Raw genomic sequence first — 25,273 nt, 5'->3', positions numbered from 1 at the left:
CTATAATGTGATGGTTATACATCGCAAGGAGGCATTCATGGGCATTCGTACCCGTAGGGCACGCACGCGTTCCCGCACTCATATCGTAAGCTTCAGCATAGCCGGATTCTTCGGCTTCATAGCCCTGTTCGTGATGGCGATGTTTCTCTCTGTCGGAGCGCTCGTCACGAACTGGCTCAGCGAGCTCCCGGACTACTCCTCGGCAAATGCCTACCTCGTTGCCGAGCCCACCACCGTGTATGCGGCTGACAACTCGGTGATCAGCGAGTACTATCTGCAGAACCGCCGTTCCGTCGACAAGAGCGAGATCTCGGACTATGTACTCAAGGGCATCATAGCCACCGAGGACAAGCGCTTCTACCAACACAAGGGAGTCGATCCGCAGGGCATCATGCGTGCCGTCTACGTGCAGATCTCCGGGGGCTCGGAGGGCGCGTCCACTATCACGCAGCAACTTGTGCGCAATACCGTCCTGTCAAACGAGCAGTTTGAGTCGACGCTCAAGCGCAAGGTGCGCGAAGCCTACATAGCTATCCAGATGGAGAAGATGTACAATAAAGATCAGATTCTGACGATGTACCTCAATACCATCTACTTTGGCCACAGCGCCTACGGGATCGAAGCTGCGTCTATCACGTACTTCAATAAGAGTGCCAAGGACCTCACCCTGGCAGAGGCGGCCACGCTCTGCGGGCTACCGCAGTCTCCCTCGGCCTACGATCCATTGCTAAATCCCAACATGGCAAAGGCTCGCCGCAACACGGTGCTGGCACGCATGCTTTCCGTAGGCGAGATTAGCCAAGAGCAGCACGACGCAGCGGTGGCAGAACCCATAGAATGCAACGAGGGGACCTTCGGGAATCCAACGATCAGGTACCCATACTTCACCGACTACGTTAAGCAGCTCCTCCTCGAGGACTTCGATCGCGACATCGTCATGAAGGGCGGCCTCAAGATCCACACCACGCTCGATCCGTCAATCCAGGAAGATGCCGAGCAGGCGGTCAGCACCCAGCTCGATGCCATAAACAACAGGCGGCTCCAAGCTGCGCTCGCGGCCATCGACCCAAACACGGGCTATGTGGTTGCCATGGTCGGGGGCAAGAGCTACGAGCAGAGTCAGTACAACATGGCGACGCAGTCAACGCGACAGGTAGGATCGAGCTTCAAGACTTTCACCCTTGTGGACGCCATATCGCAGGGCATGAACCCCAACATATCCATAAACTGTAACTCACCAATGCAGTTCACGTCCACGTGGAGGGTACAGAACTTTGGGAACGAGAGCTACGGAACGTTGAGCCTAGCGAAGGCCTTCGCACGTTCGTCAAACACGGGGTTCGTACAGGTAGCTCAGGCAATCGGGACCGACACGATCATCTCGACCGCCCAGGCGATGGGCATTACCGCGCAGATGGAGAACTATGACTCGCTCACCTTGGGAACCACAGGCATACCGCCCATCCAGATGGCTGAGGCGTACGCGACTATCGCCACAAACGGTGTTCACCGTAAGGCCATAGCCATCACAAAGATTGAGGATCGCAATGGTAATACTGTCTACGAGCACGTGGACTCACCGGCGCAGGCCATCAGCGCCCCCGTCGCCGAGTCGGCACGCGATGTCATGGAGGGCGTCTGCAAGGGCAACGGCACGGCAAGCGTCATAGCCTCGACAATGAATGCGAAACAACCCGTGGCAGGAAAGACCGGCACCTCCGAGAACTACCGAGACCTCTGGTTCTGTGGCATTACCCCTCAACTCTCGGTTGCCATCTGGTGCGGCTACATGGAGGAGTCATCGGTTCGCGTGGGAGGTTCGTATGGTCATCCCTACAACACTGCCGTACCCATCTTCGTCAGATTTGTGAACGCGGCGCTCGCCGGGGTGGATCGTGAGGAGTTTCCCAGCACAAACGAGACAGTCGACTACAAGTCTAATAGCGAATGGTCGTTCCCGAAGGCCAACGAGCCTGGAACGTCCAGGAAAAGGAGCACCAGCAGCTCTAGGAGCAGGACAGGTACCGATACCAACAATTCGGATGACTAGCAGAGAGCGGGTAGGTCATCCTAGCTTTCCGTGACAGGTACAGATGCAGATACTCGACCAGAAATCTTCAAGGATGACAATTACTGGTCAACCAAACTTCCGTGCGGTGGCGTCTGCAGACCCAGCAGACAGAGAAATGGACCCTAACTGGGGCATGCAACTACAACAGTATCCTGCATAGAGAGGGATACCGTATGCCTACATACGTGCGACGCATGTTGTCAGCTATGCTCGGGTACTCCCCAACTTAGAGATCAAGCCCATGAAATCGGTGGCGGCATCGCTGTCGCGAGTGATCACGAGAAGCGTATCGTTACCGGCAACAGAACCCTTGACCTCTGGCAGGGTGGCCGCATCTACGGCTGCGGCAACGCCCGGCGCGGTGCCCGGCTGCGTCTTGATCACAACAAGGTTGTCTGCGCCATCCACAGAGACGACAAACTCGGAGACCATTCGTTGTAGGTGCAGGTCCTCGGCAAGTACATAAAAACCTTCGCTCAGCTTTCGCAGGCCCATGTCAGCAATGTCACGTGAGATCGTTGCCTGCGTGCAGTTGAAGCCGATTGCCTGAAGCTCATCGACGAGCACCCTCTGGGTTCGTATAGACTTACTCCGTACGATGTCCCTGATGGCATCTTGCCTGTTGGTGCGTCTCTTAACCATTGCTTATGTCCCTCTCGACAAGGCACGGGTGCCTTGGTCTCTCAAAATAAATGCAACCAGATAGACACATACTATCACTGTAGAAACAATGCTATGCAAACTATTGAGAAAAACCAGTACGCTTTGCTACAACATGGATAATCCATCAGGGCCTCGCACATGACCAAAAGAGTGTCTTTTCGCAGGGACTCGCGCGGCAGGATTGGTCTAGCCTGCGTTGCCCCCACCATCAAGCCACCGCTTGCGACTGAAGAAGTTCCAGACCATGACGACAGCGGTGGCAAAGAGCTTGGTGAGAGTGACCTCAAGGGCACCCTCGCCCAAAAGTGCCGTGCCACCCCACATGCACAACTCGTTGATGGCCAGTCCGATGGCGGAAAGGATGACGAAAACCACGAATTCGCGCCGCCGACTGATGTCTGCACGATGCGTGAAGACATAGCGCATTGACGCGACATAGTTGAAGATGAGCGATAGTGTGAAGGAGATTGCCGCAGACAGGAGGGTGTTCATGCCTAAGCCCCGCGACAGCAGCATCAGTATGCCATAATCAATCGCAAACGCCACGACGCCCACCACGCCAAACTTAAGAAACTGCTGCATCAGCTTTTTGAGACCCACGCCCCACCACCTCTCGTAGACAATGCGGCTTATTCTAGCATGTGACTAGTCCTACGCCACCTGCAGGCATTGAGGCTGCCAAAGAGTCGCCATTGGCTGCCAAGCAGGCAGTCTCGGGTCAATTGTCCCTCAAGTATGCAATACTATTAGCCAACGTACCGTATGCGGGAACAGCTGGCATAGACTGACAAGAGGGTTTACATGGCTGCTTACGATGACATGAAACGAGGGCGCGGATCCAACCCCGGTAAGTCGGGCTACGTCCCGAGCACGCGTGCGGGACGGGACGAGCCACGTCGGACTAGCATCGGCTCACAGTCGCGGGGTAGGCGAGGACCTCGACCCACCAAGGTCCAACGGAAGGGTTCGAGGCACCACGGTGATCAAAACTATCGGACGCTGACGGGACTCGATACCGGATACTCACTGAGGGGGCGCAGGCAGCAGATCGACTTTGACAACCGTCACAGGGGCTTGCTCTCCCGATACGGCATCTCCAACCGTATGCTGATCCTTGGTGCAGCAGCCGTTGTTATCGTTCTGATCGCGGCTCTTAGCATAGCGAGCTGTGTACAGGGACAGTCATCGGAGCAACCGACACAGACGCATCAGGAAGACACGGGCGCAACGAATCAGTGGGATTCGCGTGTCTCTGCCAACACCCCCAAGGACCTGACATCAAAGTTCACGACCGTACTTGATCGGAATGAGAAGTTCGCGACCATCGCAAAGAACGCCGATCGCTACCCTGACGCTCGGTTGCCTGAGCTTGCCATCAACGAGCCTGCGGCCATCGACTTCGTGGCTGCCTACCCCACGGCCGAGCATAGGGCTACCGACTATGGGCAGACCAATGAGAAGGGTGAGTTCCCTCAACTCTTTAATTGGGACATACGGTGGGGATACGTAGACTACGCACAAAGCGTCATCGGCGTGACTGGTTCAGGCCCCACGAGCCTTGCGATGGCCTACATGGGCCTCTCAAACAAGGTGGACAAGACGCCGGCTACCTTTGCGGCAGATGCAGAGTCAAAGGGGTACACCAGCTCGGAGGACATTGCGACCACAGGGGACCTCTTCATCTACGAGGCAAAGCAACTTGGGCTTGAGTGCAAAGAGTACTCATCACCCTCCGCCGACACACTCAGGTCGGTCCTTTCATCAAAGAAATCCGTGGCGATCGTGAAACTCAAGGCCAACTTTGACGGGCAGTATGAACACTGGGCATTGGCCGTCAGACAGAACAGCGACGGCTCCGTGACGCTTCATGACCCTACATCCCTCGAGGCTTCGAACCATACCTGGGACCTGGGCACCATCGCTGCAAATACAGATGAGCTCTATGCTTTGAGCAGCTAGGGCTGGAAGTCAGCCTGCAGCTCACTCACAGAAGGGGCTGTGCCAAAAGTGTGGCACAGCCCCTCGTGGTTCGCAGTCTCTTTAGTTGCGCTCTCATCTACGGGCTGCTCGCGCGCCCTTGATACCTCAGTCTACGAGAGGATCCGCTCGGCCGCCTCCTGAAGCTTCGCACGAACGGCTTCTGCCTCGGCGCGAGTGGCACCCTTGGAGAAGAGGTATGCCTTGACCTTGGGTTCGGTACCGGAGGGACGGAAGATGACCTTATTACCCTGCTCAAGACGAAACTCGATCACATTGGCTGGCGGCAACGTCTGTGCTGCCTCCTTCTGGAGTCCCGATACGCGCGGCATCTCGGCACCCGTATCATAGTCGGTCATCCCAACAACCTTGTAACCGCCGATCTCCTTGGGCGGGTCATTGCGCAGGCCGTTCATGATGGAGGCCATCTTGTCGGCCCCAGCGGCACCTGGGAAGGCGGCATTCACAGTGCCGTTCAGGTAGTAGCCATATTTCTTATAGAGGTCCTCCATGGCCTCATAGAGGTCTTTGCCCTGCGTCGCGTAGTGGGAGGCCATCTCGACGGCCATCTCGACGGCGACGATGGCATCCTTGTCTCGGGCGTGCGTGCCCACAAGATATCCATAGGACTCTTCGAAGCCCATGAGAAAGCGGTCTTCCTCGCCCTCATCCTTGAGGTGGTCGATCTGATCCCCTATGTACTTGAAGCCCGTGAGGACACGACGCAGCTCGAAGCCTTTGTCCTCGGCCAGGACATCGGGCATCGCGGAGGAGACGATCGTCGTCACCGCCACCTTGCGCCTCACGTCCTCGCCGTTGGCTGCAGCCATATTGGAGAGCCAATCCATGAGCAGAACGCCCATCTCGTTGCCGGAGAGGAGTTTGTACTCGCCGTCGTGCGGGATGGCGGTACCCATGCGGTCGGCATCCGGATCGGTCGCGACGACGAGCTTTGGCTTCTTCTCATCAGCGAGCTTGAGGGCAAGCTCAAGGGCCTCGCGGAACTCTGGATTGGGATACGTGCAGGTGGGAAAGTTACCGTCAGGTTTTGCCTGCTCGGGCACGACGAAGACCTTCTCGACGCCAATCTCCTTGAGGATGCGCGTCACGCACTCTATGCCAGTTCCGTTGAGCGGTGTATAGACCACGGAGTATGACTCGTCGGCCTTGAAGTTCGGAATGGAGACCTTCTTGACGTTGGTGATGAAGGAGTCGAGAACCTCCTCGGGCGTCCACTCGATGAGTCCCCTCCTGAGCCCCTCGTCAAAGTCCATCGTCTTGACGCCGCCGAAGGGGTCTACGGCCTCGATGTTTGCGCTGATTTCGGCAGCGGCCTCATCGGTGATCTGGCCACCGTTATCATTATAGACCTTGTAGCCGTTGTACTTGGCGGGGTTGTGGGAGGCCGTGAGCACGATGCCTGCGGAGGTATGCAGGTAGCGCACCGCGAAGGAGAGCGTGGGCACAGGCTCGATGCGAGGGTAGACAAAGACGTGCACGCCGTTTGCCGCAAGCACGCTGGCCGTGACCCTCTGGAAATCCTCCCCCTTCAGGCGGGAGTCGCGGGCAAGCGCGAGGGTCGGCTTGTCATAGTGGGCATTGAGGTAGTCCGCCACCCCTTGGGTGGCCTGAGCCACGACGTAGACGTTCATGCGGTTGGTCCCCACCCCGAGCACACCGCGTAGACCAGCCGTTCCGAACGCAAGGTCACGATAGAATGCGTCGTTGAGCCTCTCCTCGTCACCCATGAGCCCCTCGAGCTCGGCCTTGAGGTCAGGCTCGGTGACGTTGTCCTTCCAGAGCTCTACCTTTGCTTGAGTGTGCTGATCCATGGCATTCTCCTCTGAGTCGTGTGCCGTACGGCACCATCCACTGCCAACATAGCTAGATAGCTAGCCTTATTCTAATCGTTGGACATGCGCACGTCATTGACTCCCTGGCGGGCGGTCATGCTTTTTCGGGAGGAGTCCTTCGTACCCCTGTAAACATCTTGCCTCTGTCCTACCCACTGGTCTCCAACATACAGGGAGCGGACCGGCTGCATGAGTGGCCGATCCGCTCCAAAGGCTCAAAATCCTAGAGAAATATCGAGGAATAGTCCGCTACATACCGTACAGCTGCTTTCCCTCCTTCCGCCAACCCATCCTTGCGAGTCGCTCGTACTCATTCGCATCTGTCGTGAAAAGGTGCGTCCCCACCTTCACATAGGGGTTAAAGAGGCGATAGATGGCCCTACTGCCTCCGCTATAAAGCTGAACACCCTCTTGAGTCCAACCGATCCTCGCAAGCTTATCATACTCTGACCTGTCAGTCGTATAGAGGTGGTCACCGCTCCAGCGATTATAAAGACGATATACGGGAGTCGACGAGAAGTTTGGTGCATTCCACCCGACGTTTTCCTGCTTCCATCCAACCCGCGCTAAGCTATCGTATTCTGACTTATCGGTTGTGAACAGGTGCTCTCCTGACCATCTGTTGTAGAGACGATAGACCGGCTGCGTATCCCCATAACCAGCCCTCGAGCGCGCCGCCATGACTTTTCCGATGGCAGTTCTATCGGTCAGCGTGATAACGCTACCGTGGCGATTGGGGATTCCGTTACCCTCCCTATCGACGGTACTGATCCGATGGGTGTTACCCCAACCACCGTCGAGTCTGCCCGAGCTCGTGACAAAGATGCCGGTCCTACCATCAGAGTGCCCCATCGGATAGTCAGCAAGCTTATCGGTATACATGAGATAGTTGCCATCAAGCTTCGTCAAGCTAGGACCCTCGTAGCCAGTTACCACGTTGCCACATACAAGCGACCAAGAGCTATTGAGGCTAAGGGAGTTAGTCTTCCAGATCTGATTTGTAATGCCGTCTCGTTTGATAGACAGATAATACGTACCGCCCTCTTTATACAACGATCCGTCAATCCAGTTGAGGCTCTGTCCGCCACCAGTCCCAATCTGAGAGAGGTTGATGGGTGTAGCCTGGCTGTACGAGACACCTTTTGGCTGTGCCCCCTTTGAGTTTGCATCGGTGGGTACCTGGGAGCCGTACCCAGGGGCAATCTTTCCAACCTGTATCAAATAGGGGGTCATTACATCGTTTTGGCTATTGTCGCCATGATTGGGTGCAAAGTAGCCAAAGGACGCGACAATCCACGCCGTACCGTCGTCATCGATGAACAGATCGGGGCCCGCAACGTCAAAGTTCCCGTTATCACGCTGCCTGCCCCTACCATAGGGTGTAACTGAGCATTTGACGTTGGTGCTACTGCCACTGTTAGGATAGCTCCAGTTTATGAGATCGGGCGAGGCGGCGAGCATGGGGATGAAGGTATCTCCATTGGTCCATCCAGACATGCTCCAGAATGTGCCAGCATGATACTGGGCAGAGGGATCGTGCAGGCATCCAACGTTATAGTTAGTGCCAGGTGCGGTGTATGCCCAGAGCGTTCGAGCGTCGTTTGGCGTCTTGTCACGAAGGACCTCCCCGACCTTCTGGAACTTCTCCCCATTAAACGACACGTAGACGGAATCTGTACAGTCTTCCATGCTGTTAAAGAAGATCCCGACCTGTACCCTCGACGGCGTATCGGCGAGCGCCGGCAGCGAGAGGGTGAGAGAAACAAGCAGGGTCATGAGGAAGATTCTTGCAGTCGATAAACTCATACACTTTTTCATCCAAGCCTCCTGAGATGCAACAACATCAACCCATCACGAACATGTGCCATTATAAACAAAACTGATCTATTGATTCAGTCCTTATCACGCTAGCTAGTAAAAATCGGTAAGTGGCAAGCATTCACTTAGTGCTGCGCTCAAGTAAAGTAAGTGAAACCATACGAAGGGTAACTCAATGTGCGAGACAGACACGGAAACGAACGGTGGGACAACGCGCCCCTCCTTTTTTGCAAGCTGCCCCAAGGGCTTCGAGCGGCTGCTGGCAGACGAGCTGAGGGAGCTGGGCATCCCAAAGCCGCGTCCCCTACGTGGCCAAGTCGCGTTTGCGGGCACGCTTGAGGACGCCTATCGCGTCTGTCTGTGGTCGCGTCTCGCCTCTCGCGTCGTGCTCGTACTCGGACGGGTCGACGCGTCCGATTCCGACGCCCTCTACGAGGGTGTCTCCTCGATCGCATGGGAGGAGCACATCCCTTGCGCCTCTTCTATCGCCATCGACGCCCACGGTACCAACGCCCAGCTCAAAGATACTCGATTCACGGCCTTGAGGACTAAGGATGCCATCGTCGATCGCCTCATGTCAATGCGCGGCACACGGCCGCTTATACGCGTCGCCGATCCCGACCTGCGCATAGTCGCGCGTATCTCAGGTAAGAGGGCAACGCTTGGCATCGACCTCTCGGGAGAGCCACTCTTTAGGCGCGAGAGGCGAAAGAGCCCTTCCTCGTGGCGGAGCCGAAAGGGCGGGGTCGCAGGCCTCTTGCCGCTTCGCGCAGACTACGCGGCGGCGCTCTTGGCGGCTGGTGGCTGGAATCGCCAGCTGGGACAGGGCGAGGCGAGTCTGGTGTCCGTCTTTCCTGGCGCGGGCGTGCTGCTCGCCGAGGCAGCGCAACAGGCTCTTGACAGGGCCCCTGCGCTTTTGAGGGCGCGCTGGGGATTCGAGGGATGGGCAGGACACGACCGCAGCCTGTGGGAAGGTCTTCTCGGGGAAGCCCACGACCGCGCGGACGGTGCCAGAAAGGGACTGGCAGAGAAAGCTTGCACGGTCGAGCTTGTCGGCTGCGACAATCGCCCTGCGAGCGAGTCAGAGACACGTCACCTGCTCCGCTCGATGGGCATAGATCTGGAGCCGCGCTTCTGGCGCCCAGGCGCGCAAACCGCGAGCGCAGCGGGGCTCTCTCCCCTTATCGCCTACGACCTCTCGTGGATACGAGGAGGCGAGGATGCGAAGGAGGCGGCCGCGCTGGCCTTTGCCTCATCAGCCATGGAGGGGCTGAAAAACGCGGACCCCGCCGCGATCGTATCCCTGACACACAACCCGATCCTCGACCGCGCGCTCGGCCTGACCGCGAGATCGACCATCGACGTCCTCGTGGGGCAGAGCGCGGCGAGCATCAGGACCTACGACACCAGTTTGGACAGCCGAGGCAATGCGAGCCATTCCAGCGTGCAAGTCTTCGGCCACGGGGGCGGTACTCCCAAGCTCATCTTGACGCTCGTCGAGGGCTCGGCACAGTTCTGCCACCGCCTTACCAAGGTGGCAAAGGCGCGCGCCAAGTGGGCGCGCCGCGAGGACGTCAGCTGCTATCGCGTGTACGACGCCGACCTGCCCGACTACGCCGTGACCCTCGACCTCTTCGAGGGCTCGACCCACACCCCCACGCGCCGTGGACGCGATCGCTGGCTACAGGTCTATGAGTATGCGGCTCCCACGGACGTGGACCCTGTCTTGGCTCGGATGCGCCTTCTGGATGTGCTCTCTATCGCACCTGATGTGCTTGGGGTCGAGTCCGCCAACGTCTTCGTTCGCGTCCGCAGGAGGTCACGTGGAGGCTCTCAGTATGCCAGCGAGTCACAAGTCGGTGGCGCCATGGGAAAGTACGGCAGCCAAGGCAGACGCGGTCGGAGCGACCGTGCCTCTCGACCCCCCCGCCTGCGTCCGCCCGAAGGCGCGCAGCTCATCGACGAGGGCGGGCTCATCTTTGAGGCCAACTTCCAGTCACGCCTCGATTGCGGCATCTTCCTCGACCACCGAGACACCCGCTCCATGATCCGAGAGATGGCCAAGAAGACCAAGGGCTCGAAGCGCTTTCTCAACCTCTTTGCCTACACGGGGACCGCAAGCTGCTACGCGGCGGACGGAGGCTGCAAGCACACGACGAGCGTCGACCTGAGCCGTCCCTCGCTCGACTGGGCACGGCGCAATATGAGGCAAAACGGCTTCACCGGTCCCGAGCACGAGTACGTGCAGGCAGACGTCACACAGTGGGTGAGTGAGCAGAGACGCACAAAAAACCGCTGGGACCTCATCTTCTGCGACGTGCCCACCTTCTCGAACTCCAAAGGGATGCGTGGGAGCTGGGACGTCCAGCGTGATCACGCAGAGCTCCTCATTGGGGTGTCACGTCTCCTCACGCGCGCGGGCGTGGCGCTGTTCTCCTGCAACCTGCGCACGTTTCGGCCTGACGTGGGAAAGCTCGGGCGCGCAGGCGTCACCATCGAGGACATCACGCCCCAGACGATACCAGAGGACTTCTCACGCAGCCCCAAGATACACCACTGCTACCTCGTGAGACGCACGCCAGAGGCGTAGGTCCGAAGGAAGACGGGCCCTAGGCCTCGCGGGCATACTGGCACTCGCCCGCTGCGGCCCACCTGTTGCGTCTCACGCCTTCGCGTAGAAGGCCTCCATGTCGGCGGCCATCCGCGCAAGCGTCGGCACATCCACGTAGGCCATGTGACCACAGTTGTACAAATGCCACTCCACGCGCTCCTTGAGCGCAGACGAGAGAAACTGGCACGCCATATCGTGCACCACGTTCCAATAGGTAGTAGCGGCATCATAGCGACCTCCGAGGATGGCGAGCTTCATCGTGGGGTTGCGGCGCAGAGCAACGGCAATGTCGTAGGCAACGTTAGGGGATGCGTTCTCCCAGCCCTTGCCGGGCTCCTTATGGCTCCACTTCCAGTTCACGCCCACGCGCTCGTAGTTGTTCGAGAGGTAGCGCGCAGGACCCCGATATCCCAGCACATCACGGAGGAAGGCCCTGAACGCCGAAGTCATGCTGGATTCGACCGCGTCGTCTGCGGCATCCTCCCCCTCAAACCACTCGCTGCTCGACTGGGTCGGCAGAGGGGCATCGGACGAGAAGCGCGTGTCGAGCCTTCCGCACACCCTCCCCTCTTCCTCCAGGATGTGCCTCCTGAAGTCGTCGAGGGTGACACGCAGGTGCTGGCGCCGCAGCTTCTTTGCCGAAAGGCCGATAAAGGCAGAGAGCTGCTCGGCGAGCTCTGCCTCGCGCTCTTCAGGCAGGCGGTCGCCACGCAGGAGGGCCGGGGCGTAGGCCTCCTCGTTCCAGCTCATGGCCGCATCAAACCACTCCTCGACAGGCCTTCCCTTCCCCGCCTTGCCAAAGTAGTGCGCGGTAGCCGCCATCGTGGGCATCATGCCCAGGTGATAGAGGTCCTCTCCCTCGATGGTCTGCACCCAGTCGAAGATCGCCGAGAGCATCGTCACCCCGACCACCTTGATGCCACGCTCGCCCAAAAGGCGCATGAGGACGGCGTTGCGCACGGTGCCGTAGGACTCGCCGAAGAGGTACAGGGGACTTGACCAGCGATTGTTCTTCTCGAGCCACGTCGTGATGGCGCGAGCAAAGGCGTCCGCGTCTCCATCCACGCCGAAGACCTTGGACGTGTCCGCCCCCTCGGCGACACTCGACCAACCAGTCCCAAGCGCATCGAGGAAGACGAGATCGCTCTGACGCAAGAGCGTCGAGGGGTTATCCTCCACCTCCACCGGAAAGGCGAGGTGGCTGGTGCCGTCGGTCCTCACGCGGCGGGGCCCTATGCCACCGAAGTTTATGGGCACAGAGGCGCAACCGGGGCCGCCGTTGTAGGCAAAGGTCACCGGACGGGCGGGATCGGGCCTGTTACCCTCTGCCAAGCTCACGTAGCTGAGCGAGAACATCCTGCCGACAAGGGTCCCGGTATCCGAGCGCACGTCAAGGTGGGCGGCCTCGCACTCGTAGTCGATGTGCTCCTTGGCACTGATCCCCGAGCCATCCCAGCTCAGCCGGGCCTGAGCGGCATCGGGCGTCTGGACCCTCGGGTCGGCAGGCACCGTCATGAACGCATCTTTCGGTACGGCACCGACACCACTGTCGGGCGTCGGCAGAGACGCCTTCGTCTTCTGGTCTCGCTCGGTCTCGTCTGTCATGGTTCCTCCCTGTAGGTCGTCGCACTGCGTCACGATGACACGATAGCGCAGGCATGGCAACGGGAGGGGTAACAAGACCCAAGGTGTACGTTCGATGAACCATGCCGACAAGTCGAGCGAAATAGCGGATCCGACCGGCTTGTGGCCCATGAGGATGGAAACGGGCCGCGCACACCGCTAGACTATGCTGGTAATGATGATATGCCCCGATGAGGCAGAAGGAAGGTCACCTGTCGGCTTATCCGGTGACGGACCCGTCACCACTGGCAGATCGCTCGATTGAATGGAAGGGCTATGGACAGACAGACTGCGGTAATCGACGAGAGAGAGAGGGAGCGTCTCAAGAGGCGTCGGAAGCTGCGCCAGGTGGGCATTCCCCTCTCAGCCGGCATGATGCTGGTCACGCTCGGTGTCGTCTACGGAGACATCGGCACAAGCCCCATGTACACCCTGAAGGCCATCATCGAGGGCAACGGTGGCCTTGCCACAATGGGCGAGGAGACAGTGCTCGGTGCTCTCTCGCTCATCATATGGACGCTCACTCTCATCACCACGGTCAAGTACGTACTCGTCGCCATGAGGGCGGACAACCACAATGAGGGTGGCATCTTTGCCCTCTACAGCCTCGTCAAGCGCTGCGCAAGGTGGCTCATCATACCGGCCATGGTGGGAGGCGCGGCGCTGCTCGCTGACGGCATCCTGACCCCCGCCGTCACAGTCACCACAGCTATCGAGGGGCTACGCACCATAGACTTCTTCTACGCTCTCATTGGGGAGGATCAGAACATCGTGATCATCATCACGGTCGCGATACTCTGCGCACTTTTCTTCATCCAAAGGGCAGGTACCTCAACTATTGGCAAGCTCTTTGGTCCAATCATGACGATATGGTTCTTATATCTGGGCATTGCCGGCATCATGAACATCATCGGTGGGAGCCTCGGCGTATTTCGCGCACTAAACCCCCTGCGTGGCGTTCGCTTCCTCTTCGACGGCTCGATAAACGCTGCGGGCCTCATGGTCTTAGGTAACGTCTTCCTCTGCACCACAGGTGCCGAGGCGCTGTACTCCGACATGGGTCATGTGGGTAAGCCTAACATCTACGCCACCTGGCCCTTCGTCAAGGCCTGCCTCATCCTCAACTACCTGGGACAGGGGGCCTGGATACTCAGCAATAGGAACAACGCCGCGATGGGCGCCATCCCTGATGTCAATCCCTTTTTCCAGATGATTCCCGAAGACTGGCGCACCTTCGCCGTCGTGCTCTCCACGCTCGCGGCCATCATTGCCTCACAGGCCCTGATCACGGGCTCCTACTCTATCGTGTCGGAGGCCATCCGCCTTGACCTGCTTCCGCATATGAAGATCAACTACCCCTCCGAGACGCGCGGTCAGATCTACATCCCACTCATTAACGGCGTTATGTGGGTGGCCTGCATCGGCGTGGTGCTCCTCTTCCAACGCTCGAGCAACATGGAGGCGGCCTACGGCCTGGCCATCACGGTCACGATGCTCATGACCACGGTCCTGTTGTTCACCTACCTGTCTCGCATTCGGCACCAGCTACCCTTTGCGGTGGTGTTCGCGGCGGCCTTCGGTGCTATCGAGCTCATGTTCTTCTTCTCGAGCCTGACCAAGTTCTTCCATGGCGGCTGGTTCACGGTGCTCATGGCAACGCTCATCTTCGCTGTCATGTACATCTGGAGACGTGGGACCGCCATAGAGCGCACGCAGTCCGTTTACCTGCCTGTGGCGGAGTATCTCGACCAGCTCGAGGCACTCTCGCATGATGATGACTTTCCCCACACGGCAGACAACCTGGTCTTTCTGACCAACGACTCCTCGCCTGACAAACTTGATCGCGACATTCTCTACTCTATCTTGGACAAGCGCCCGAAGCGAGCCCGGGCATACTACTTCCTCAACGTCAACGTGACGAACGAGCCCTACACCTATGAGTACATGGTCAACGACTTTGGCACCAACTTCGTGTTCAAAGTGCAGCTGAGGCTTGGCTTCCGCGTTAACCAGCGCGTCAACACCTACCTCTACCAGATCGTCGCGGATCTTATGAAGCACAACCAACTCGCGCCCCAGGATCATAAGTACTCGATCTACCGTGACCACGGCAAGGTGGGGGACTTCCGTTTCTGCCTGATTCGCAAGATGCTCTCACCCGAGTCGAGTATCTCGGGTTTCAATGCCAGCGTCATCGGCGCGAAGTACCTCATTCGTCGCCTCGCCGGCTCGCCTGCCCGTTGGTACGGGCTCGAGAACTCGAGCATCATCTTCGAGTACGTGCCGCTCTTTAGCCGCACCAAGCGCCAACACAGACTCAAGCGCATCGCGCAGTCTGATGCCGCCACACCCCGGGTCACCACCCGCAGCGTCACCGCCACAGACGACGCGGAAGACGATGAAGATATCTTTTCCGTCACGATGCACAACGAGCTCGCTGAGTCCGTCGAGGAGGTGGAGAACGAGGTCGTGGGCGGCAACACCGCAAGCTTCAAGCCGCTTGTCGTCGATGAGGATGAGATCGAGGACATGGACGGGGAAAGCGCCGACGTCGAGGAGCACGGAGAGGCCTAGGCCTCGGACACAGAGAGGCGCATTCTGCCGGTTGCGCCTCACGGAAAAGCGCACTCTGACGGTTAGGGAGACCGCAGAGTGCGTCTTTCCGTCACGGTGGGACCGCGTGTGTGCCCAGAGTGCGCTTTTCCGTAGAGTGCGCCTTTCCTTACCTGCGCAAACGCGGTGTCACCTCACGGAAAAGCGCATTCTCCAACCGGCGCCTCACGGAAAAGCGCATTCTACGGTTGCGACGTGACGGAAAAGCGCATTCTGCAGCCGGCGCCTCACGGAAAAGCGCATTCTGACGGTTAGGGAGACCGCAGAGTGCGTCTTTCCGTCACGCTGCGGCGCCCGGGAGGTGTGGGGCAACCCCCCGCCAGGCTGCGGGGCACTATGAAGAATGCCTCAACTGGGCAAATGCGCTCGAGCAACCCCCCACCAGCCTGCGGGGCGGGTTGTGCCAGGGTCCGCAGATCTCGGTTCGGAGTCTGGCCTCACGGAAAGACGCACTCTGCCCGACCGGTGGGCTTCAGAATGCGCTTTTCCGTCACAACGCGACCGCAAAATGCGCCTTTCCGTAGAGTGCGCTTTTCCTTACCTGGGCAAACGTGGCGCCGCCTCACGGAAAAGTGCATTCTCCAACCGGCACCTCACGGAAAAGCGCACTCTGCAGCCGGCGCCTCACGGAAAAGCGCAGTTTGCCTTCGACGTCCCACCCAAACTGCGTTTCTGTGAGCCCATTCAGTGTTTGCCCAGGTTAGGAATGAACCAAAACAGATCTCGGCCTCGCCCTTCTCGGCCTCCACCTGAGTCCGCAGCCTCCACCTGAGTCCGGGCGCCTCCATGTCACCTTCCGTAAGCCCTGGGGCCTCCGGTGTCCTTGGCATGTTAGTCCCTTCGCGGACATATCGTCGCCATCCCACCATCATGCGGCCGGAAGGAAGGACTATTCCGGCACTATAGACTTCAAGAACGCCATACAAAATAGCGCTCGCGAAGATACTCTCCCACCCCGCCTTGACCGTTGTCACGTCTGGTCACATGTTTCGCGACAGCCTTGACCTCGCTCGAGGCATTGGCCATAGCGACGCCATCGCCCGCCGCCTCAAGCATGGACAGATCATTGGGTGAGTCCCCAAAGGCCACGACATCTGTGAGACTGACATGCAGCCACCCACACAGCCAGCTGAGAGCTGCCCCCTTGCTCGCAGCCCCATCCATGACCTCGACGTTGTAAGGATGGCTACTTGTCCAACAGAGGGATGGATCCATCTCGGCTGCCGCAATGATCCTCTGACGCGCGTCATCATCCCCAAAGTACATCGTGATCTTCTCGACATCCGGATAGGAGTTAATGATCCCCTCGGTGGGGAGGCTGAGCTGTACTCGCCGACCCAAGAGCCAATCGACGGTCGGTGCGTCTATGCCAAAATCCCTGATGCGCCTAAAACGCGTAGCATTGGCGCGGGATGCGCCCTTAGAGAACACGTCAAAGGTACAACTGATGTCGCGAACGCGCTCAAAGAGGGCGAGCGCACGCCTCGCTCCGATCAATGTCGCCCGAAGCGTCCTCTTGGACCTAACATCTCTCACGATGGCACCGTTCGCCGCAATGACATATCGAACAGCGGGATGGTCCAAGACCTCCGCAGGAACCGCAGACCAAGCCCGGCCCGTACATGGGACAAAACCAACGTCCCTCTCCGCAAGGAGATCGAGCGCCATGGCATTATCCCTGGGGATCGACTTATCATCGGCCAGAAAGGTCGAGTCCATGTCACAGAAGACGAGTCTTAGGGTGGCCATGGGGACAACTTGGTCCCCATGGCTCAGGTCCGAACCTTTGTCACTCATGCCCATCACACCCACCTAACTAGCGCTCCTCGATGGGCACATAGGCCCTGTCATCCATGTAGGCACTATACGCCGGTCGTATGATGCGCGCCGGCCCATAGAGCTCCTCCATGCGGTGTGCTGCCCAGCCGCTCAGACGCGACAGTGCAAAGAGCGGTGTGAAGAGATCCTTCGGGATGCCCAGCATGGTGTAGACGAAGCCCGTATACATGTCGATATTGGTCGAGATGGGCTTCGTTATGTGCATGACATCACGCATGAGCTGGGGTCCCAGGCGCTCGATGCGACGTATGAGCTCGAAGCGATCGAGCTCACCCTTTTTCTCGGCTAACGCGCGGGCATAGGAGCGCACGGCCTCGGCACGTGGGTCCGTGATGGTATAGACGGCATGCCCCAGGCCGTAGATGAGCCCCGAGTGGTCAAAGGTCTCTTTCCTGAGCACCTTCATGAGATAGTCCGACACCTCCTGATCGCTCGACCAGTCGTGCACGTGATCGGCGATGTCCTCCATCATCTCACTGGCCTTAAAGTTCGCACCACCATGCTTGGGACCCTTGAGTGAGCCAAGGGCGGCCGCATAGCTGCTGTAGGCATCCGTACCCGACGACGAGAGGACGCGGCACGAGAAGGTTGAGTTGTTGCCACCACCATGCTCTGCATGCAGCATGAGCATCACGTCAAGCATCATGGACTCCTCGCGAGAGAAGCCCTCGTCACCACGGAGGATGTCCAGAATCGTCTCGGCCATGGTGTAGCTCTCGCGCGCGGGCGGAATCCTGAGTCGGTTGCCCTCCCGATCGGCGACAGAGGCCTGGTAGGCGATGGACGCCACACGCGGTAGACGACCGAGGAGAGAGATCGCGACGTCTATCTCGTGGGTGGGCGAGGTGTCATCAGGATTACGGTCGAAAGCGTAGAGCAAGAGGGTCGCCCGCTGGAGGACGTTCATAATAGAGTGGCCATAGGTGGTGCGGGGGAAGATACCCAGATACCCCTCGGGTAATTGCCTGCGCATCGCGATGCGCGCCTTGAAGTCATCAAGCTCGGCCTGATTGGGTAAGGAACCTGTGAACAGGAGGAAGGCGACCTCCTCATAGCCAAAGCGATCTGCGTCGTGGCAGCCGCGCACGAGGTCGCCAATGCGATAGCCGCGAAGCCTGAGCTCCCCTCTGTCGGGTACGACCATGCCGTTAACCTTGCTGTAGCCATGCACATCGGAGATCGTGGTGAGCCCCACGAGCACGCCCGAACCGTCGGAGTTACGCAGCCCCCTCTTGACATGGCGCTGCGCATAGAGTTCTGCAGGCACCTCATCGATGCCTTGCATGCCCTCGTACAGCCTGTCTGAGATGGGAGGACGTCCGAGGCCCTCTGATGGCATGGGATACCCATCAGCCATGTGCGCGAACGCCGACGTCTCTCCTCTCGTAAGAAAGCGCCCAGAGAACCTCTCGCTACCTTTGCCTGCCATAAATCCCTCCCCATCCATTGACCGCCGCCATGCGCCATTCCCACAAGGGCCACGCTACAACAGGGCTAGAGACGATACATAAAGTTGAAGACCTCTTCACGTTGCATGGTGATCTGTACGCCAAGCGTCTCAGCGAGCTGGTCAAGCTGCTCCTGAACCTGCTTGAACTCAACGTCGGAGGCACTCACGTCCACAAGCATCGTCATTGTAAAGATCTCTTTCAGAATAGTCTGCGAGATGTCGAGGATATTGATGTCATGACCAGCGAGAGTACCCGAGACCGCCGCGACGATGCCAGGTTGATCCGAGCCCAGTACCGTGACGATGGCACGAGCCTGAGATGTGTCAACGTTGTCTACCATGACCTCTCCTTAGCGTAGGGGCGTACAAAACGCCTTCATACAAGCAAATAAACCAAAAAACTCTCTTGGTCTTTGTCAGACCATCACGGGCATGAAGAGTCCGCCAGCTGATAGGCATCGACAAGCCCTCGCTGACCTATGCAAATAACCTTCGCAACAGCTAAAGACGGGCATCCATCTTCTCTAGGGCTGCCTCTCGTCGCCCCGTGCGATCGCACTCGTCTGTCGTGCACGAACTTGCGCTTGCCCTCCCTGTGGGTGCCAACCAACAGGGAGACCATCCGATTGGCGACACCTCTCACACAGAGGTTTATTGTACGTCATGGGAAGCCCTCGACTTCCAACTGTAACAGAGTGCTCTCATTGAGACGCAGGATAATCTTGGTCAACATGGGGTAGCTAAAACATTCCTTCGCAGGCAGTCAAGCTGATGTATTTGCCCTCTCACGCCCTCTCACAGTTTTCAGCAGGCGTCACGATCCGCCGGGGCTTAGGGTGGGTGCACCCGCCAAGGAGCAGCCCACATTGCCAAAAACCCATCACCTGGCCTTTGATCAAACTCGGGGCCGTGACCTTGATTGCTGACAAACTTCGCCCCGATTGCACGTTTCCTGAGCGGGTGACGAGTAACGGGCCGGCAATACGAGCGAGCCAGAGACAATGAACCCACCTGTCACAGTGGCAGCCATATGAACTGTCGGGGCGCTAAGCGACCCCAAAGGCCCACGTTACCCATCAGGAATCGCGGGGACCATTATGAGAGCTTCATGCCAGCTGTTGCTAGTTGTCCTGCACGTCTGACTCCCTGGACTCGAAAAGCGAAACAATGTCGTCTTTTGACATGTCGAGTGCGATCGAGAGCTCCTCGAGCGAGCGCTCGATGGCCTGTTTGAGAATGCGCTCGTACACGACGGGGGGCCTCTTGTTGTTGGCCTTCGCCTCGTCGATACGGTGACGGAAGGTCTTGACGGTACGCACGGAGTCGAGGCAGGTGCCGCGACGAATCTTATCCCTGTAGTACTGCTCCTCAAGAGCGATGCTTGCCGAGCGGTAGTCATCGATGGATAGGTCGGTATACTCGTCTACGAGTTCCTGTGCCTCATCGTGTGACAGGACGGGTCTCAATCGATTCTCACCGGAGATCGGGAAGCTAATGCGCATGGGATTGGACGTACCTACGGGCATGAGCATATAGCTCACCTCAGGGTTCTCGATAACATCCTCGACCTTGCAGACGCCCTGCCCGGGATGGACGATGTACTCACCTACTTCATACATACAAATTCTCCTTTCGTGCTTATGACATCCATTTTAACACAAAAAGGAGAAAAATATAACTCTTACCGATTTACCCTTGTGTGGTCAAAAAACATTGTGTAAGGTAATGGGTTTCATCACCTCATGATGAGAATGCTGCAAGCGTGATGGTCCTCGCCCTCTTACGCAAGGGCCAAAGAGTGTGCTTTTTGTACACAAGACGCGCCGACGAGTTCGTCCAAACGCATCGAGAGACTCGCAAAACCCATCGCTATCGACAGCCTGCCTGAGAACTCGCCAGCCCATCACTCAGACGAGGACGCAGAACCCTACGAAGGGTCATTGGGGCTATCTCCGTCCCCACCCGAATCTCCCTTTGGTGTGTTGCCATCCTTTGCCACGGCAGGACAGCATGAGACAATCCAGGAAACCAGATTGTCCTGCGGATCCCCTTGACGCTCTGCAAGCTCGAATCCACGGCCCCACACCGTCTCGTAACTCACGTCCGCCACCCCATCGTAGTGTCTGAGCGCCAGCACCAGATTGAGTTCACCGGTCAGGGCAGCGGCAGTCTGGAAGAGTCCCGAGTTGATGCGCCAATGCGCCGCGACGCCCGACTTGCCAAAGCCATCATAGTGACCACTCAGAGTGTAGAGTGGATTCATGGCAGCAATGCGCGTGGCCATACCGTTGTCCATCGAGTCTCTCTTTGCCAGATCGTCCGACCACTCCGTCACGAGCGTTGCATCAAAGCCTTTGGCAGCGGCATAGCTGGCCTGCTTAGATGCCAAGAGTCCACCCACCGTCTGGTCGAAGTGCAAGGTGCTCTCCTCGCCAATGCCAAAGAGCTGGTTGTAGCTGGAGCTGCGATCGAGCATGTCGAAGGCGGCGACCGAACGGGAGGCCGGGCGGCAGCGCGTGACGAAGTCCCACAGGCTCGAGATCCTCACTGTACCCAGATTCGAGCTATAGGTGATCCAACGACCGTTGCTGTTGAGGGCGCTGAGATACGCTGAGGCCGAATCATAAACCGTCGATTTCACAGAACTCACGCCAGATGTGATTGAGGTCGAGCCCGATGTGCCCTCCTCGGTCGTCGCCTCGTTGGCGGCCGCCTCGCTCTCTCTCACTAAGTTAGGATTGCCCGGAAAGCAGGGATCACCCATCTGTGCGGGCGTATAAGTATAGGGAAAGCTCGTGCGAGAGAAGAAATCCGCCGCAGAGGACTCTATCGTGTCCATGACGTACTCGTAGTAGCTACCGTCCACGTAGGCTCCGTCATCGACGGCGCTGAGCCTGAGCGCATTGTCGCTGTCGTCGCGGAGGTCCATGCCGTTGACATAGTCGCCGTACGCGGTAGCGAGGTCTGTCGAGAGAAGCTTGGTCCATGCGTCGCTCGCGCGGGTATCTGTACTTGCGAACTGCCCCATCATCCACTCGTAGGCGCTGTCTTGCGTATCGAAGGACGTTATAGGACACCATGATGCCGAGCCGTAGATCTTGTCCGAGAGAGCGGCGCCTTGCGCGTCGTGTGTCGCCGCCCCAATGCTGTCGAGATACGGGGCATAGAGATCGCTGTCACCCATCGCTCCCATGGTCGCGCTCAGCCCCCCTCCCGCACCGTACCCAAAAACGAAGATACGCTCGGGATCGATGGGGAGGCTTGCGGCGTTATAGCGCAGGTAGCGCACGGCCGCCTTGAGACCAACGACAGGCCAAGGGGAGCCACCGGCTATCATGGCCTTCGAGCTGCTGTCATAACCGCTCGAACGACCTCGAAAGCCCGCATACACGTAGACGAGCCCTGCCTTCAGGTAGCGAGAGAGACCCTCATAGCTATATGACTCCGGACAAGCCTGGGCAGAGAGCCTCACCGAGTTGATCGGCATGACCGCAGGTGCCGTGACAGGGCTCAGGGTCCCAACAGTGGCATCCTTCTTGACGGAGCAGCTGTACCTGTTGCCCTTTGCCGTGGCGTCAAAATACGCACCGGGAACGAAGATAGCCAGCGACTCGTAGGTGGTACTTGCCGGCTTGGTGCAGTACTTGAGACCGAGCTGATAGTAGCAGTCGTTACCCTTGTCATACTGCCATGCGTCAACGTCGAGCTTGAGGTCCTCGAACTCCCTGAGGTTGACCTCAGGCTCTTGGGTACCCGTACCCCCATGGTCCTCATTACCAGAACCGCCCTGCTTTGGCGCACACGCCGCAAGACCAAGGGCGCCAAGCCCAGACGTAAGGGCAAGGAAGTTTCTCCTGCTTGTGTTCATCAGACCTCCTGAAGCCGCCCGGACGAGGCGTGGCCAGCTGCTGACGACTGCCTCCCGAGCACATGGTGACGATACATCCGAGCCTCACATGGTATTGTACGCATAAGTGCCCAAATACGCGCAATCCGCCCATAGGCAAAAGGAGGACTCCAGATGTTCTGCTTCAGACGGAAGGACACAGAAAGCGGAGATGCCCCCGAGAGTCTCCGCAGACTCAGGCTGCGCTTTCGCGGGGAGGTCCAGGGAGTGGGCTTCCGCTGGACCTCCCGGATAGTCGCGGACAAGACGGGTTGCACCGGTTGGGTCAGAAACGATAGCGACGGCACGGTCGCGATGGAGCTTCAGGGCACAAACGATCAGATCAGCCGATGGTTTGGGGGTCTTTCCTCCTCATACGTCCGCTATCCCATCGACTACCGCATAGACGAGAAGGTAGAGATCGATCCCGTCTCGGACGAGCGCGGCTTCGAGGTCAGGTTCTGTTAGGACAACGACCGCTCAATAGCTTTCGGCCAATGGCACAAGATGACCCAGACGCGAATACACCAGTTCCATTAGCACGGGTCTTGCGCTCGCGACCGGGGCGTCTTTCGTACCACGGACCCTTCCCATCCCTGCTTGGCCCACCACACGCCAGTCCCAACGTCCTTTGCCAAGCAGCTCTGGTATATTCTCTCATGGATACTCGCCTTGCATCTCAAAGGAGCATGCCATGACGCCACGCCCGGGACTATCGACGACTCTGTACAGGGTTCGCGCAATGCTTGTGATCGCATCGATCGCCGCGCTTGCGCTCGTTGCGCTTCCGTCACGGGCCCTGGCGAGGAGCTACTCCATCGATTACGTGGACATAGATGCCACGGTTGCCACAGACGGGTCGCTCAGCGTGGGCGAGACGCGTGAGTTCGACTTCAACGGCTCGTACAACGGTATCTACTGGAAGATTCCCACAGGTGACTACGATGGCAGGCAGATCGAGACAAGCATCGATACCGTCGGCATCATCGAGAACGGCCGGCTCACCGTTTTCACGCAGTCGTCTTCCGGCAGCCCCAACACCTACTCAATAAGTCAGGAGAAGGGCGCCATCAAGGTCAAGCTCTACTCGCCGCACACCGACGAGAAGGTACAATTCTTCATCGCATACACCGACACAAACCTTGCGGCACGCTACACCGACACCTCGGAGCTGTACTGGAAGTTCGTCTCGAGCGGCTGGGACGTCGAGTCCAAGAACGTGACCTGCACGATCCACCTACCCGTACCCGATGGCGCCATGGTCAGTGCCGAGGAGAACGTCCGCGCCTGGGGGCATGGGCCCCTCGACGGCAACGTCAACTTCAAGGGAAACGATATCGTCTACACCTTGCCCGGCGTCGGAGGTTCTGAGTATGCCGAGGCACGCATCACCTTCCCCACCTTCTGGCTCTCAGACACGCAGACAATCAACATGAGCAAGCTCCAGACGATTCTCTCCGAGGAGCAGAGCTGGGCAGACCAGGCAAACGCCAAGCGACAGGCGGCCATCGTCTTTAGCTATGGCTCCCTGGCATTGGCGTGCCTGGTAGCATTGGGATCGATAGCCTTCTCTCTGTTCCGCTGGGGCAAGTACAAAAGGACCCACAAGCCCCAGTTCGATGATGACTACTTCCGTGACGTGCCGAGCGACGACCATCCTGCCGTGCTGGGCGCCCTCCTGAGTAATGGCAAGCCACACGGAAAGGAGCTCACGGCCTCGCTCATGCGCCTTACGGACATCGGGGCCGTCCAGCTTGACCTCGTGAGGACCACTAAGCAGGGATTCTTGGGTAGCGAGCGAACCGACGAGGATTATCGTCTGACACGCACGGAGCAAGACATCAGCCAAGAGACTGAGAAAAGGAAGAAAGTTGACTACGCCACGCTCACCTTCCTCTTCGATAAGGTCGCGCCTTACGAGGGAAGCCATCAGGAGCTCTACTTTAACCGCATGGAGACAATCGCAAAGGAGCATGCAGAGCAATACTCGAGCGCCTATGAGACCTGGGAGTCGGTCATAGAGGGTAGCTGCATCTCTCGAGGCTTCTTCAATGACACAAGGGGCACGGGCAAGGGTGCCCTCATCGGTCTGGGGGTTCTTAACACCCTACTCGCAATAGCCATGATAGCCTTCACAATTGTCGAGATCGTCCCGATACCGCTAGGCTTCGGCGTCGTGGCAGTGCTCGCTGCGGCAGCCTGGGGGAGCTGCGCTGTAGCATCAAAATTAAACAGCCTCTCGGATGAGGCGCTCGAGCTGCAGGCAAAGCTTAAGGCACTCCGTCGGTGGCTCAAAGACTTCACGCGCCTCGGCGAGGCTATACCAACCGACGTCGTCCTCTGGAACCAGCTCCTTGTAATGGCCGTGGTTCTCGATGTGGCAGATGAGGTAATAAAGCAGCTCAAGACTACGATGCCACAGATACTTGAGGACGCGAGGATCGCGCCGGTCTACGGCTGGTACTACTATGGGGGCACGAGGGATATGCCCGTCAACGCATTCTCTGGTTCGGTCGCCCATGCCCATAGCGTGAGCACAGCCTCCCTCGCTGCCTCCTCCATGAGCTCTGGCGATGGTGGGGGCGGCGGCTTCTCCGGCGGTGGGGGCGGCGGCTTCGGCGACGGGGGCGGCGGAGGTGCCTTCTAAAGAATCCGAGAAGGACGTTGACTTTGGCCGTGACTTTGATATTCTAAATAGGCTGTTTGTTCAGTAATTTGGCTGGGTAGCTCAGTTGGTAGAGCAGGGGACTGAAAATCCCCGTGTCAGGGGTTCGATTCCCTTCCCCGCCACCAGATGAAGAGGGTCCCACGCTCGCGGATGCGGGTGTGGGACTTTTTTGTGCCCATCGGAGCTTTGGTGGAAACCACG

At 58.4% G+C, this 25,273-nt stretch carries 16 protein-coding genes and 1 tRNA gene; 7 read left to right on the top strand and 10 right to left on the bottom strand.

The window, feature by feature from the left end:
* The first annotated feature begins 37 nt into the window (after window positions 1-37).
* Window positions 38-2,050 (top strand): transglycosylase domain-containing protein, encoded by a 2,013-nt coding sequence (locus ADJ70_RS05065; RefSeq protein ID WP_083443828.1) that lies wholly within the window; start codon window positions 38-40, stop codon window positions 2,048-2,050.
* A gap of 225 nt (window positions 2,051-2,275) precedes the next feature.
* Here the strand turns inward: ADJ70_RS05065 and ADJ70_RS05060 are convergent, their stop codons facing one another.
* Window positions 2,276-2,713, bottom strand: a complete 438-nt coding sequence (locus tag ADJ70_RS05060) for an arginine repressor (protein WP_050344067.1) — start codon at window positions 2,711-2,713, stop codon at window positions 2,276-2,278.
* A 207-nt stretch (window positions 2,714-2,920) separates the two neighbouring features.
* Window positions 2,921-3,334, bottom strand: a complete 414-nt coding sequence (locus ADJ70_RS05055) for a GtrA family protein (protein ID WP_253273237.1) — start codon at window positions 3,332-3,334, stop codon at window positions 2,921-2,923.
* Between the two features lie 201 nt (window positions 3,335-3,535).
* On the opposite strand from ADJ70_RS05055, the gene ADJ70_RS05050 reads away from it, so the two are divergent.
* Entirely contained in the window at window positions 3,536-4,693 is a 1,158-nt protein-coding gene (locus ADJ70_RS05050) for a hypothetical protein (RefSeq protein WP_050344065.1), read from the top strand.
* 131 nt (window positions 4,694-4,824) lie between these two features.
* On the opposite strand, the gene ADJ70_RS05045 is transcribed toward ADJ70_RS05050, so the two are convergent.
* Both ADJ70_RS05045 and ADJ70_RS14025 read right to left on the bottom strand, forming a co-directional pair.
* Window positions 4,825-6,543, bottom strand: a complete 1,719-nt coding sequence (locus tag ADJ70_RS05045) for a phospho-sugar mutase (protein WP_050344063.1) — start codon at window positions 6,541-6,543, stop codon at window positions 4,825-4,827.
* 270 nt (window positions 6,544-6,813) lie between these two features.
* Entirely contained in the window at window positions 6,814-8,370 is a 1,557-nt protein-coding gene (locus ADJ70_RS14025) for a hypothetical protein (protein WP_157051409.1), read from the bottom strand.
* A 187-nt stretch (window positions 8,371-8,557) separates the two neighbouring features.
* Between ADJ70_RS14025 and rlmKL the strand changes: the two genes are divergently transcribed.
* Window positions 8,558-10,972 (top strand): bifunctional 23S rRNA (guanine(2069)-N(7))-methyltransferase RlmK/23S rRNA (guanine(2445)-N(2))-methyltransferase RlmL, encoded by a 2,415-nt coding sequence (gene rlmKL / locus ADJ70_RS05035; protein WP_050344061.1) that lies wholly within the window; start codon window positions 8,558-8,560, stop codon window positions 10,970-10,972.
* Window positions 10,973-11,044: 72 nt separating this feature from the next.
* On the opposite strand, the gene ADJ70_RS05030 is transcribed toward rlmKL, so the two are convergent.
* Window positions 11,045-12,598 carry a S10 family peptidase gene (locus ADJ70_RS05030; RefSeq protein ID WP_083443826.1) on the bottom strand — a complete coding sequence of 518 codons (1,554 nt, stop codon included), beginning with the start codon at window positions 12,596-12,598 and terminating at the stop codon, window positions 11,045-11,047.
* Window positions 12,599-12,892: 294 nt separating this feature from the next.
* On the opposite strand from ADJ70_RS05030, the gene ADJ70_RS05025 reads away from it, so the two are divergent.
* The gene (locus tag ADJ70_RS05025; protein WP_050344059.1) at window positions 12,893-15,190 is read left to right on the top strand and encodes a KUP/HAK/KT family potassium transporter; all 2,298 of its coding nucleotides are present in this window, start codon (window positions 12,893-12,895) and stop codon (window positions 15,188-15,190) included.
* A gap of 948 nt (window positions 15,191-16,138) precedes the next feature.
* Here the strand turns inward: ADJ70_RS05025 and ADJ70_RS05020 are convergent.
* From ADJ70_RS05020 to ADJ70_RS05000, 5 genes are all read right to left on the bottom strand, one after another.
* A complete protein-coding gene (locus ADJ70_RS05020) occupies window positions 16,139-17,026 on the bottom strand; it encodes an HAD-IIB family hydrolase (RefSeq protein ID WP_172674448.1) in 888 nt (295 codons plus the stop codon).
* A gap of 19 nt (window positions 17,027-17,045) precedes the next feature.
* Complete coding sequence (locus tag ADJ70_RS05015; RefSeq protein ID WP_050344056.1) at window positions 17,046-18,497, bottom strand: citrate synthase; 1,452 nt, start codon at window positions 18,495-18,497, stop codon at window positions 17,046-17,048.
* 65 nt (window positions 18,498-18,562) lie between these two features.
* A complete protein-coding gene (locus ADJ70_RS05010; RefSeq protein WP_050344055.1) occupies window positions 18,563-18,859 on the bottom strand; it encodes an ACT domain-containing protein in 297 nt (98 codons plus the stop codon).
* Between the two features lie 780 nt (window positions 18,860-19,639).
* Window positions 19,640-20,137 carry a CarD family transcriptional regulator gene (locus tag ADJ70_RS05005; RefSeq protein ID WP_050344054.1) on the bottom strand — a complete coding sequence of 166 codons (498 nt, stop codon included), beginning with the start codon at window positions 20,135-20,137 and terminating at the stop codon, window positions 19,640-19,642.
* Window positions 20,138-20,445: 308 nt separating this feature from the next.
* Window positions 20,446-22,386, bottom strand: a complete 1,941-nt coding sequence (locus tag ADJ70_RS05000) for a subtype A tannase (RefSeq protein ID WP_216597320.1) — start codon at window positions 22,384-22,386, stop codon at window positions 20,446-20,448.
* Between the two features lie 153 nt (window positions 22,387-22,539).
* On the opposite strand from ADJ70_RS05000, the gene ADJ70_RS04995 reads away from it, so the two are divergent.
* The 3 genes from ADJ70_RS04995 (at window position 22,540) to ADJ70_RS04985 (ending at window position 25,197) form a co-directional block, all read left to right on the top strand.
* Window positions 22,540-22,872 (top strand): acylphosphatase, encoded by a 333-nt coding sequence (locus ADJ70_RS04995; protein ID WP_050344052.1) that lies wholly within the window; start codon window positions 22,540-22,542, stop codon window positions 22,870-22,872.
* Window positions 22,873-23,098: 226 nt separating this feature from the next.
* A complete protein-coding gene (locus ADJ70_RS04990) occupies window positions 23,099-25,051 on the top strand; it encodes a DUF2207 domain-containing protein (RefSeq protein ID WP_050344050.1) in 1,953 nt (650 codons plus the stop codon).
* A 70-nt stretch (window positions 25,052-25,121) separates the two neighbouring features.
* A tRNA-Phe gene (locus ADJ70_RS04985) sits at window positions 25,122-25,197 on the top strand.
* Window positions 25,198-25,273 lie beyond the last annotated feature (76 nt).

Origin of the sequence: Olsenella sp. oral taxon 807, assembly GCF_001189515.2 — a bacterium.
Classification (GTDB): Bacteria; Actinomycetota; Coriobacteriia; order Coriobacteriales; family Atopobiaceae; genus Olsenella_F.
This window is presented reverse-complemented; position numbering and strand designations above follow the sequence as displayed.

Coding starts and splice junctions, on each gene's coding strand:
- rlmKL (WP_050344061.1), top strand. CDS start 8,558: ATGTGCGAGACAGACACGGAAACGAACGGTGGGACAACGCGCCCCTCC.
- ADJ70_RS05030 (WP_083443826.1), bottom strand. CDS start 12,598: ATGACAGACGAGACCGAGCGAGACCAGAAGACGAAGGCGTCTCTGCCG.
- ADJ70_RS14025 (WP_157051409.1), bottom strand. CDS start 8,370: ATGAGTTTATCGACTGCAAGAATCTTCCTCATGACCCTGCTTGTTTCT.
- ADJ70_RS04995 (WP_050344052.1), top strand. CDS start 22,540: ATGTTCTGCTTCAGACGGAAGGACACAGAAAGCGGAGATGCCCCCGAG.
- ADJ70_RS04990 (WP_050344050.1), top strand. CDS start 23,099: ATGACGCCACGCCCGGGACTATCGACGACTCTGTACAGGGTTCGCGCA.
- ADJ70_RS05015 (WP_050344056.1), bottom strand. CDS start 18,497: ATGGCAGGCAAAGGTAGCGAGAGGTTCTCTGGGCGCTTTCTTACGAGA.
- ADJ70_RS05065 (WP_083443828.1), top strand. CDS start 38: ATGGGCATTCGTACCCGTAGGGCACGCACGCGTTCCCGCACTCATATC.
- ADJ70_RS05000 (WP_216597320.1), bottom strand. CDS start 22,386: ATGAACACAAGCAGGAGAAACTTCCTTGCCCTTACGTCTGGGCTTGGC.
- ADJ70_RS05045 (WP_050344063.1), bottom strand. CDS start 6,543: ATGGATCAGCACACTCAAGCAAAGGTAGAGCTCTGGAAGGACAACGTC.
- ADJ70_RS05025 (WP_050344059.1), top strand. CDS start 12,893: ATGGACAGACAGACTGCGGTAATCGACGAGAGAGAGAGGGAGCGTCTC.
- ADJ70_RS05060 (WP_050344067.1), bottom strand. CDS start 2,713: ATGGTTAAGAGACGCACCAACAGGCAAGATGCCATCAGGGACATCGTA.
- ADJ70_RS05005 (WP_050344054.1), bottom strand. CDS start 20,137: ATGTATGAAGTAGGTGAGTACATCGTCCATCCCGGGCAGGGCGTCTGC.
- ADJ70_RS05010 (WP_050344055.1), bottom strand. CDS start 18,859: ATGGTAGACAACGTTGACACATCTCAGGCTCGTGCCATCGTCACGGTA.
- ADJ70_RS05020 (WP_172674448.1), bottom strand. CDS start 17,026: ATGAGTGACAAAGGTTCGGACCTGAGCCATGGGGACCAAGTTGTCCCC.
- ADJ70_RS05050 (WP_050344065.1), top strand. CDS start 3,536: ATGGCTGCTTACGATGACATGAAACGAGGGCGCGGATCCAACCCCGGT.